Source organism: Citrobacter sp. Cs237 (assembly GCF_030332325.1).
GTDB lineage: Bacteria > Pseudomonadota > Gammaproteobacteria > Enterobacterales > Enterobacteriaceae > Citrobacter_A > Citrobacter_A sedlakii.
In genome coordinates this window covers 510,200-519,295 of the sequence record NZ_JAOWIB010000093.1, presented here as the reverse complement: position 1 = coordinate 519,295, position 9,096 = coordinate 510,200, and the positions used below count along the sequence as shown (strand labels likewise).

At 55.4% G+C, this 9,096-nt stretch carries 10 protein-coding genes; 5 read left to right on the top strand and 5 right to left on the bottom strand.

Annotation, left to right across the window (positions count from 1 at the left end; all coding sequences use genetic code 11):
• A partial coding sequence (locus OGY07_RS06895) for an autotransporter outer membrane beta-barrel domain-containing protein (protein ID WP_502872425.1) occupies window positions 1-148 on the top strand: 148 nt, incomplete at its 5' end.
• Between the two features lie 40 nt (window positions 149-188).
• Here the strand turns inward: OGY07_RS06895 and nhoA are convergent.
• A complete protein-coding gene (gene nhoA / locus OGY07_RS06890; RefSeq protein ID WP_286599510.1) occupies window positions 189-1,034 on the bottom strand; it encodes an N-hydroxyarylamine O-acetyltransferase in 846 nt (281 codons plus the stop codon).
• Between the two features lie 135 nt (window positions 1,035-1,169).
• Between nhoA and OGY07_RS06885 the strand changes: the two genes are divergently transcribed.
• On the top strand, window positions 1,170-1,739 hold the full coding sequence (locus OGY07_RS06885; RefSeq protein WP_042283101.1) for a flavin reductase family protein: 570 nt from the start codon (window positions 1,170-1,172) through the stop codon (window positions 1,737-1,739).
• On the opposite strand, the gene OGY07_RS06880 is transcribed toward OGY07_RS06885, so the two are convergent.
• On the bottom strand, window positions 1,740-2,495 hold the full coding sequence (locus OGY07_RS06880) for a DeoR/GlpR family DNA-binding transcription regulator (protein WP_286599508.1): 756 nt from the start codon (window positions 2,493-2,495) through the stop codon (window positions 1,740-1,742).
• Between the two features lie 149 nt (window positions 2,496-2,644).
• On the opposite strand from OGY07_RS06880, the gene OGY07_RS06875 reads away from it, so the two are divergent.
• Together OGY07_RS06875 and OGY07_RS06870 are read left to right on the top strand one after the other, a co-directional pair.
• Complete coding sequence (locus OGY07_RS06875) at window positions 2,645-3,007, top strand: DUF4406 domain-containing protein (RefSeq protein WP_286599506.1); 363 nt, start codon at window positions 2,645-2,647, stop codon at window positions 3,005-3,007.
• A gap of 166 nt (window positions 3,008-3,173) precedes the next feature.
• Entirely contained in the window at window positions 3,174-5,150 is a 1,977-nt protein-coding gene (locus tag OGY07_RS06870) for an alkyl/aryl-sulfatase (RefSeq protein WP_286599504.1), read from the top strand.
• A 50-nt stretch (window positions 5,151-5,200) separates the two neighbouring features.
• Here the strand turns inward: OGY07_RS06870 and OGY07_RS06865 are convergent, their stop codons facing one another.
• Window positions 5,201-5,818, bottom strand: a complete 618-nt coding sequence (locus OGY07_RS06865; protein WP_042283110.1) for a glutathione S-transferase family protein — start codon at window positions 5,816-5,818, stop codon at window positions 5,201-5,203.
• Window positions 5,819-6,084: 266 nt separating this feature from the next.
• On the opposite strand from OGY07_RS06865, the gene ansP reads away from it, so the two are divergent.
• On the top strand, window positions 6,085-7,527 hold the full coding sequence (gene ansP / locus OGY07_RS06860; protein ID WP_286599500.1) for an L-asparagine permease: 1,443 nt from the start codon (window positions 6,085-6,087) through the stop codon (window positions 7,525-7,527).
• 57 nt (window positions 7,528-7,584) lie between these two features.
• On the opposite strand, the gene OGY07_RS06855 is transcribed toward ansP, so the two are convergent.
• Window positions 7,585-7,806 (bottom strand): YgdI/YgdR family lipoprotein, encoded by a 222-nt coding sequence (locus OGY07_RS06855; RefSeq protein WP_042283117.1) that lies wholly within the window; start codon window positions 7,804-7,806, stop codon window positions 7,585-7,587.
• Window positions 7,807-7,942: 136 nt separating this feature from the next.
• Window positions 7,943-9,004 carry a 7-bladed beta-propeller protein YncE gene (gene yncE, locus OGY07_RS06850; RefSeq protein ID WP_286599498.1) on the bottom strand — a complete coding sequence of 354 codons (1,062 nt, stop codon included), beginning with the start codon at window positions 9,002-9,004 and terminating at the stop codon, window positions 7,943-7,945.
• Between the last annotated feature and the right edge of the window lie 92 nt (window positions 9,005-9,096).

Sequence of the window (9,096 nt, the reverse complement as noted above, 5' to 3'; positions counted from 1 at the left end):
CGGCACCCGCAATATCGGCGAGCTGAAGGCCGGTGTGGAAGGCCAGCTGACGAAGAACGTCTCCCTGTGGGGCAACGTCGCCCAGCAGGTCGGTGATAAAGGCTACAGCGACACCTCGGCGATGCTCGGCATTAAAGCGTCGTTCTGATAAATACGGCCCGGTGGCGCAATGCTTCCGGGCCTGTGACTTACTTCCCCGCCTCCGGATGTGTATCAAACGCCGCCATCACCCTTGCCAGTTCAGCTTCGCTGATCCCATGCTTTGCATCGTCTACCCCGAGCCCAAAACGATCCTGGAGTAAGACATACAGTGACGCGACGTCCGGACAGTGAATCTGCTCAACCGCGTGCCCGTGTTCATAATGGGTAAAGTGGAAATTGGTGAGCGTCAGCTTGCCGCCATCAGGCAAATGACGGCACATCAGCAAATGATGGCGAAAATGCGACTGCGGCCAGTGCGCGGACCAGAAGTTGCCCATCACATAATCGCTCTGATGCTGAGTAACCAGATCGAAACGGTACATCGACTGCCAGTGCGTGTGATGACGGAATTGCAAAATCCAGTCTTCGCCTTCCTGCAACAGTCGGTACTCACCGTGCGGCGTCTGCTGTGGGATGTCCGCAAGCAGGCGAATCGGCGCAGTCAACGTCTGTCCGCCAAAACCAACATCCGCGATCCACACTTCGCCGTCCACTTCAACTAACAGCAGACGATGGGTTCGCGGCGGCAGGCTCGGCGGATTCGACAGCACAACCCGCCCCAGCAAGCTGCGAACGGTAAACCCCAGTTCGCGTAAGACCCGCTCGAATACGCCATTTTGCTCAAAACAATAGCCGCCACGGCGGGCGCCGATCAGTTTCTCCGCCAGCGACTGCTCGTCCAGCTGCATTTCGCGCGGCAGCAGAACGTCCAGGTTTTCAAAGGGAATGGTACAGTTATGCTGTAAGTGCAGCGCCCGCAGCGTCTCAAGAGTGACGTCGGTCGGCCCGGACCAGTTCAGGCGGGCGAAGTAGGCATTCAGGATGGGGGTCATCGGGGTTCCTGCGGTGATCCGGTAAGGTGCGAAAGAGTATAAACGATGGATCCCGAAAGAGACGCCACTTATTGTGCAAATTGGCGCCCGGCCACTTATCATTAATACTCAGAAAACACTTTGCGAGACAACCCGATGAGTCGATTCCGCCCTGTCGAATTACGCCACGCCAGCCGCCTGCTCAATCACGGTCCCACGGTGTTGATCACCAGTCGTGACGACGCCAGCGCAAGACGCAATATCATGGCCGCCGCCTGGTCAATGCCGGTTGAATTTGAGCCGCCTCGTATCGCGATAGTGGTGGATAAATCAACCTGGTCACGCGAGCTGATTGAGCGCAGCGGCCTGTTCGGCATCGTCATACCCGGCGTAGCGGCGACCAACTGGACATGGGCTGTCGGCAGCGTTTCCGGGCGCGACGAGGACAAGTTCAACTGTTATGGTATTCCGGTGGTAAACGGCCCGGTGCTTGGCCTGCCGCTAGTCGAAGAAAAATGCCTTGCGTGGATGGAATGCCGCCTGCTTCCCGCCACCGCCGCCCAGGAAAAATACGATACTCTGTTTGGTGAAGTGGTTTCTGCCGCTGCGGATGCGCGGGCCTTCACGGAAGGCCGCTGGCAGTTCGATGACGATAAACGTAATACCCTGCACCACCTCGGCGCGGGTACGTTTGTAACCAGCGGTAAACGCGTCACTGCGGGCTAATTACGCCTTTATTACCGTCACGCCTTTCGCCCGCATGGCGGTGATCCAGCCGTTATCGGTGTTATCTTCCACCACGACGGTGTTGATCAACGACACATCGCCAATGGCGAAGGGCGAGGCCGTATTGATTTTTTCCGGTGAAGCCAGAACGATGGTTTCCGCCGCCCTGGCGGAAAATGCGCGTTTGATGCACGCTTCTTCGTAATCGCCCGTGGTTAATCCCACTTCCGGGTGGATCCCTGTTGCCCCCATAAAAAACAGATCGGCCTGAATATTGCGGATACCTTCCACCGCCGCCGCGCCAACGGTAACGATGGAGTGTTTATACACCCGACCGCCAATCAGAATGATTTCGATGAGAGGATGATTCACCAGCCCCAGCGCAATGCCCGGACTGTGCGTGACTACCGTAATGTTGAGATCGTCCGGCAGACAGGCAATCAGCTCGGTGGTGGTCGTACCGCCATCCACAATGACCACCTGGCCGTTTGAGATAAGCGTCGCGCCTTTCTGCGCCAGTCGTTTTTTAGCATCGGTTTTAAGCGTTTTTCGCTCCACAAACGTGCCAGCGGCGGAAGAGGCAGGCAGCGCGCCGCCGTGGACCCGCTGTAAACGCCCTTCTGCCGCCAGCTCCCGCAGGTCACGGCGAATGGTGTCCTCCGAAACCGCAAAACGGCTGCTGAGCGATTTTGACAACACCTGTCCTTCTGCGGCGAGCAGATCGAGAATCAATTTTTTACGCTGATCGGTAAGCATCGGTTTATTCCTGGTTTTGCACGATTACTCTTGATCGTGCACGAATATGCTGTTTATGATGCCTACTCTACAAACGCAGGGCCTCTCAGGCAACAAAAACGTGCAGAAATACGCAATTCTGCGCACTCTTTTTCTTTAGTGAGGACATTATGACAGCACAACTTATCTTGATCGCCGGACCGTATCGCAGCGGTACAGACGGTAAACAGGCATTGATTGATGCGAATTTGCACCGTCTGGAAGCCGCCGCGCTTGCCGTCTACCAGCGCGGGCATATCCCGGTGATTGGCGAATGGCTCGCCTTGCCGCTGGCGAAAGCGGCGGGTTCAACCTCGCTGGACGATGACATCAGCGAAGCGATGCTCTATCCGGTCGCACATCGGTTGATCACCCGCTGTAACGCCATTTATCGTATTCCCGGCGCTTCCCAAGGCGCGGATAACGATATCGAGATCGCCCGCCAACTGGGACTGAACGTCTACACCACTCTGGAGGCTATTCCGCAGGCCTGATGATAAATTGTGCAGATATCAATCACCTGCCGGTATCTGCACCGCCTTGCCGTCCTTGCGAAGCCCACTATAGTTAATGTTGCATTACCTCAAATTTCCACGCCAACCCTCCGTTGTGCATGACATACCTAAAAGCCTATCCGCCATTCTAAAGAGAGGTTATTCAATGCAACTCAATACCATCGCCAGAGGCTTCATCCTCGCTGGGATGCTGACGTCATATTCCCTGCCCCTTCTGGCTGTCGAAGCGCCGAAAGACGCCACAGCCGCCACCCAACAGGCCAATAACGCGCTTTATAATCAACTGCCCTTCTCGGATAACACAGACTTTACCGATGCGCATAAGGGCTTTATCGCCCCGATACCGCAGGAGGTAATCAAGGGTGAACAAGGCAATGTGATCTGGAACCCCCAACAGTACGCGTTTATTAAAGAAGGCGATAAAGCGCCGGATTCAGTCAACCCAAGCCTCTGGCGTCAGGCGCAACTGATTAACATTAGCGGCCTGTTTGAAGTGACTGACGGGGTATATCAGATCCGCAACCTCGATCTGTCCAATATGACGATTATCGAAGGAAAAGAAGGTATTACCGTTGTTGACCCACTGGTTTCAGCGGAAACGGCAAAGGTCGGCATGGATTTGTACTATAAGAATCGCGGAAACAAACCGGTTGTGGCCGTCATTTATACCCACAGCCACGTTGACCACTATGGCGGCGTGCGCGGCGTGGTGGATGAAGCGGATGTGAAGTCCGGCAAAGTGAAAATCTACGCGCCCGCAGGTTTTATGGAAGAAGCGGTGTCGGAAAATATCATGGCTGGTAATGTGATGAGCCGCCGGGCCAGTTATATGTACGGCAACCTGCTAAAGCCTGACGTCAAAGGCCAGGTAGGCGCGGGACTGGGCACCACGACGTCTGCCGGTACCGTCACGTTGATCGCCCCGACCCACTACATCACCAAAACAGGGCAAAAAGAGGTGATTGACGGCCTGACCTACGATTTCCTGATGGTGCCAGGCTCTGAAGCCCCTTCCGAAATGTTGTGGTATATCGAAGAGAAGAAAATCATCGAGACCGCCGAGGATGTCACCCACACGCTGCATAACACGTATTCTTTGCGCGGCGCCAAAATTCGCCAGCCGTTGCCGTGGTCAAAATACATTAATGAAGCGCTCAATTTATGGGGTGATAAAGCCGAAATTATCCTCGCCCAGCATCACTGGCCGACATGGGGTAACGACAATGTCGTGAAACTGCTGAAGAGCCAGCGCGACCTGTACCGCTATATCAACGACCAGACCCTGCGCATGGCGAATCAGGGGCTCACCCGCGACGAGATCGCCGCAAACTTTACACTGCCGCCGTCGCTTGCCCACACCTGGGCGAACCGCGGCTACTATGGTTCCGTCAGCCACGACGTCAAAGCCACTTATGTGCTCTATCTCGGCTGGTTTGATGGCAATCCGGCTACCCTTGATGAGCTGCCGCCGGAAGAAGCGGCGAAGAAATTTGTCGAATACATGGGCGGCGCGGATGCCATTCTGCAAAAAGCGAAGCAGGATTACGATCAGGGGAATTACCGTTGGGTTGCGCAAGTGGTAAGCAAAGTGGTTTTTGCCGATCCGAATAATCAGGCGGCAAGGAACCTGGAGGCGGACGCACTCGAACAGTTGGGTTACCAGGCGGAATCGGGGCCGTGGCGTAACTTTTATCTGACTGGCGCACAGGAGTTGCGTAATGGCGTGCAAAAAATGCCTACGCCTAACACCGCCAGCCCGGATACCGTGCGGGCAATGACGCCGGAAATGTTCTTTGATTATCTCGCGGTTCACATCAACGGTGAAAAGGCGGCGGATGCGAAAGCAGTGCTTAATATTGACTTTGGGGAAGACGGCGGGAAATACAAAGTGGAGCTGGAAAACGGCGTCCTGAACCATACCGCAAACGTTGAAGATCCGCAGGCAGACGCGACGATCAGCCTGTCGCGCGACGCACTGAATCGCATTGTGCTAAAAGAGGAAACGCTGAAAGAGGCCACGGACAAAGGTGACGTTAAAATCACCGGCAATGCGGAAAAACTCAACGAACTGCTCGGCTATATGGATAAGTTCGAATTCTGGTTCAATATTGTCACCCCGTAATCAGCGTATGCCCGGCTCACTGCCGGGCATCGCTTTCTCCGTTTCCGCACTTATACAATCTCATTGCGCTTAAGCACCTGACGTAACGTCGGTAACTGGCACACCGCATCCGCTATCGCGCTAATATTGGGCGTGTTGTCCTGAAACCAGTCGTGTCCCGGTCCCCATGTGCGCATCACGCAGAGGTAGCAGTCCAGCAGGGTTAACTGCTCGCCAAACGCATACGGCTCAGCGCTGAGCTGGTCATTTAGCCACAGATAGAGCGATTTACGGTATTCGATAACGTTTTTTTTCAGCGCTTCTGGCGCTTGCGGCGACCAGCGTTCAGGGTAATCGGCAAAGGTATAGGTCGGATAGACGTTAGCGACCAGCCAGATCAGCAAACGTTGAAACTGCTGTCGTTCCGCACTGCCAACAGGGGGAGCCAGTTCGGGACGGCGGTCGAGGACCATAAGCGCAATGGCCGCCGTTTCGCTCATTACCTCGCCGTTTTCCAGCGTTAGCGTCGGCACCTGACACAGCGGATTCAGCTTTAACAGTAAATCGCGCTGCGGCCCGTCGCGGTCAAATCCGCTGACGTCAACGAACTGATAGGGAATGTCCGCCAGCGTAAGCATCAGCTCGCTAATCGCCGAACCCCAGCCCGGCGCGCCGTAGATCTTAATCATACTGCCTCCACCCGGTTAAAAGAGTAAGTGTAGAGTAACCTGGCAGATGCCGCCCGTAGCCCGATCCGGCGCGTTGCAGGTGCGCATTGCTTATTTATTACGCAGTCTGACCATTCGTATTCGTATATTTTGCGCCGTTTATTATTTGCAGGTAGGATGCTTCGCCGGTGGTTTTATCCGTACACAGAATGACGGGAAAAATTAACCGCGTCGCGGCGGCTGTCGCGACAACAGTATTCTCACTTAGACAGGTAACAGGAAACGGAATGAATACACAAGACACCACGGCGTCGGCGCAGCACGCGGCGAAACGACGCTGGTTGAATGCCCATGAGGAAGGCTATCACAAAGCAATGGGCAACCGTCAGGTTCAGATGATCGCCATTGGCGGCGCCATTGGCACCGGGTTATTTTTAGGCGCGGGCGCACGCCTGCAAATGGCCGGTCCGGCGCTGGCGCTGGTTTATCTCGTTTGCGGGATTTTCTCGTTCTTTATCCTTCGCGCACTGGGCGAACTGGTCCTCCATCGCCCTTCCAGCGGCAGCTTTGTCTCTTATGCCCGCGAATTTCTCGGTGAAAAAGCCGCTTATGTGGCCGGGTGGATGTATTTCGTCAACTGGGCGATGACGGGAATTGTCGATATCACCGCCGTGGCCCTGTATATGCACTACTGGGGCGCGTTTGGCGACGTACCGCAATGGGTCTTTGCTCTCGGCGCGCTGGCCATCGTCGGCACCATGAACATGATTGGCGTAAAATGGTTTGCCGAAATGGAGTTCTGGTTCGCGCTGGTGAAAGTGCTGGCAATTGTGATCTTTCTGGTGGTGGGCACGGTCTTTCTGGGGTCCGGCAAACCGCTGGACGGCAACGCCACCGGTTTTCATTTGATCACCGATAACGGCGGCTTCTTCCCTCACGGCCTGCTGCCCGCGCTGGTTCTGGTGCAGGGTGTCGTCTTTGCGTTTGCCTCTATCGAACTGGTCGGCACCGCCGCCGGTGAGTGTAAAGATCCGCAGACCATGGTGCCTAAAGCCATTAACAGCGTGATCTGGCGTATTGGCCTGTTCTACGTGGGTTCCGTGGTGCTGCTGGTTCTGCTGCTGCCGTGGAATGCCTACCAGGCCGGACAAAGCCCGTTCGTCACGTTCTTCTCAAAACTTGGCGTGCCCTATATTGGCAGCATCATGAACATTGTGGTGTTGACCGCCGCGCTCTCCAGTCTGAACTCCGGCCTGTACTGCACCGGACGGATTCTGCGCTCAATGGCGATGGGCGGCTCCGCCCCGAAATTTATGAGTAAGATGAGCCGCCAGCATGTGCCCTGGGCGGGCATTATGGCGACGCTGGCGGTGTATGTTATGGGCGTCTTCCTCAACTACCTGGTGCCTTCCCAGGTTTTTGAGATCGTCCTCAACTTCGCCTCGCTGGGCATTATCGCGTCGTGGGGATTTATTGTGGTGTGCCAGTTGCGCCTGCGCAAGGCAATCAAAGAGGGCAAAGCCGCCGATGTCAGTTTCAAGCTGCCGGGCGCGCCGTTCACCTCCTGGCTGACGCTGCTTTTCCTGTTAAGCGTACTGGTGCTGATGGCGTTTGACTATCCGAACGGCACCTATACCATCGCTTCCCTGCCGCTGATCGCCATTCTGCTGGTTGCCGGTTGGTTTGGCGTTCGTAAACGCGTTGCGGAAATCCATCGCACTGCGCCATAAAAAATGACAAAGGCCTGACCGACGACGCCGATCAGGCCTGCTTTTCAACGGCGTCGACTAATCCGCTTCGATAAGCTGCGCCACGTCATTCCTGTTGATTTCCCGTGCATTCCCGTCCTGATCGGTATAGCGGGTCATTCCCGTCTCTTTATCCAGCTGCGGCTTTCCCTGCGTGACGATGGTTTGCCCGCTTTTGGTAGTCATAACGTAATTCGTGGAGCAACCTGCCAGCGCGAACAGCATCACGCCAGCGCAAAGGCAGAACAGTGGCTTTTTCATAGCATTCCCAAGTGATTCATTTAATCGAAGCGGGACAGTGTAATTCCCTGGGCTTATTCAGGCTATCAGCGGGATGTAACGAGGCGTATCGGCGGGTATGGGAACGTGAATGGAGGGGTTTCCCCCTCCTGCGGGTTTACAGCGCAATACGAATCACGTCGTCTGGCTGCGTGGCTTCTTTTTCGCGTGTCGACTTCTGCTTCACACTCACGTACAGGGTCTTGCCGTCTGCCGACAGCGCCAGACTGTTCGGGAAGGTCGGCGTATCGAAGGTTTTCACTACCTTGTAGCTTTTCGCGTCAATCACGCTCACTTTACCGGCCTGGCGGTGGGTGACGTAGGCTTCATTACGCGCCGGGTTAAACAGCACGGCCAGCGATTCCGGCGCAGCGACTTTCGCCAGCACGTTGCCGTTGCGGGTGTCGACAACCAGCACTTCCGCCGCTTTCGAGTCGGTAATAAACGCGCGGTGACCGGCGGTGTCCAGACTCAGATTAATAAAGAAGTGCTCTTTACCGTCATCAAGCAGTTTCTTACGGCTGATGATGTTGTTCGTGGCGGCATCGATGGTGATCAGCTCGCCGTCCGCATTGGTGGTGTAAAGACGCTTCGCGCCGCTGTCGATAGCCAGACCCGTGCTCATTTTACCGGTGTTTTCAATGGTCGCTTTCAGGGCGATCTTTTCGCCGTCCACCACCCATATCGCGCTCTCTTTGCCAATCCCGCTGATATACACCGTATTCGTTGCTTCATCGGCAACCAGCTCACGCGGCTGCAGCGGACGGACATCTTCGGAGCGTTTGCGGGCGTCCAGCACCAGTCGTCCTTTCACTTCGCTGGTCTTCGCATCGATGGCAGTGACCGCGCTATTCACCGTGTTACCAAACCACAGCGTCTGGGTCGCGTTATTAATGGTGGCGCCAAACGGTTTGAGATCGTTGTGAATGATCTGCGTCACGTCCAGCGTGACCGGATCGAGACGATAAACAATACCGCCTTTATCCAGCTTGCGACTTTGCGAGGTGGCGAGCCACAGCGCGTTTTCCTGTTGGCTGTAGGCCATTTCGTAAGCGCCCTTGCCCACGCCTTTACGCAGCATCTCTTCTGCCGCCTGAGTGCTGAACGATGAGGCAACCAGCAGTGAACCTAACAGTAAAGCACCACGCAGGCGCGGGGAAAACTGATGACGAAAATGCATGACGACTCCCTTTGATATATCGCTATTTTGCTGCTTCACATCGCTTCGCTGAGCAAGATCATGGTTTTGCTCTCTTTTATAAATGGGAATGG